This is a genomic window from Pseudomonas sp. P5_B2 (assembly GCF_056400445.1).
Genome location: NZ_JBFULH010000964.1, coordinates 1 through 1,238, shown reverse-complemented (window position 1 = coordinate 1,238; position 1,238 = coordinate 1). Strand labels below are relative to the sequence as shown.

The following is a 1,238-nucleotide window of genomic DNA, read 5'->3' as shown; positions in this document are numbered from 1 at the left end:
ATTATGGCCTCGCTCCCGCTAATCAGGGGCCCTGGCAAGGGCCTTCGAGGCGACGCTCGCACCTATCTCGCGAGCCGCTTCGTGTCTGTACCGCCCACAAGGTGTGTTTGACGAGGTTGCCGACTGGAACGAAGTTGTCCCGAGGGACGGAAGCGTAATTAGGTAGCCCGGCACTGCACTGAAGTTCGCACCAAGGCCCACGATGCCCGAATGCGCCCATCAGTTTGCCCTTACCTGCTCACTTCCCCTCGAGCCCATCGTTCATCCCGTCGCCATCCCCGCCGAAACCGACTTGACCGCCTAAGCTTCTGGTCAGCGAGCAGCCACCTCCCACGCACCGAATACGTGGCAGGTAACGGAATTTTCCACCAAGACCTATGCGACGAGGCTTATCTCCATGGCACTGACACGCGAACAGCAAATTGCAGCCCTCGAAAAAGATTGGGCTGAAAACCCACGCTGGAAAGGCGTGACACGCGATTACTCCGCTGCTGACGTGGTCCGCCTGCGTGGCTCGGTTCAACCCGAGCACACCTTTGCAAAAATGGGTGCTGACAAGCTGTGGAAACTGGTGACACAGGGCGCACATCCGTCCTTCCGTCCTGAGAAAGACTTCGTCAACTGCATGGGCGCCCTGACCGGCGGCCAGGCAGTACAACAGGTTAAAGCCGGTATCCAGGCTATCTACCTGTCGGGTTGGCAAGTAGCAGCAGATAACAACTCTGCTGAATCCATGTACCCCGATCAGTCGCTGTACCCAGTGGACTCCGTTCCAACTGTGGTCAAGCGCATCAACAACTCGTTCCGTCGCGCCGACCAGATCCAGTGGAAAGCCGGTAAAAACCCGGGTGACCAGGGTTACATCGACTACTTCGCTCCGATCGTGGCTGACGCTGAAGCCGGTTTTGGTGGCGTTCTGAACGCTTACGAACTGATGAAAAGCATGATCGAAGCCGGCGCCGCAGGCGTTCACTTCGAAGATCAGCTGGCCTCGGTTAAAAAATGCGGCCACATGGGCGGCAAGGTACTGGTTCCAACCCAGGAAGCCGTACAAAAGCTGACCGCAGCTCGCCTGGCAGCTGACGTTGCTGGCACGCCGACCATCATTCTGGCCCGCACCGATGCCAACGCGGCGGACCTGCTGACTTCTGATTGCGACCCGTATGACCAGCCATTCGTGACTGGCGAGCGCACCAAGGAAGGCTTCTACAAAGTACGCGCCGGTCTCGATCAGGCCA

Annotated in this window: 1 protein-coding gene; it reads left to right on the top strand. The window is 58.5% G+C overall.

Annotated elements, in window-relative coordinates:
- Nucleotides 1-397: 397 nt before the first annotated feature.
- On the top strand, nucleotides 398-1,238 hold an 841-nt coding region (gene aceA, locus AC1DRJ_RS28355), incomplete at its 3' end, for an isocitrate lyase (protein WP_477805059.1).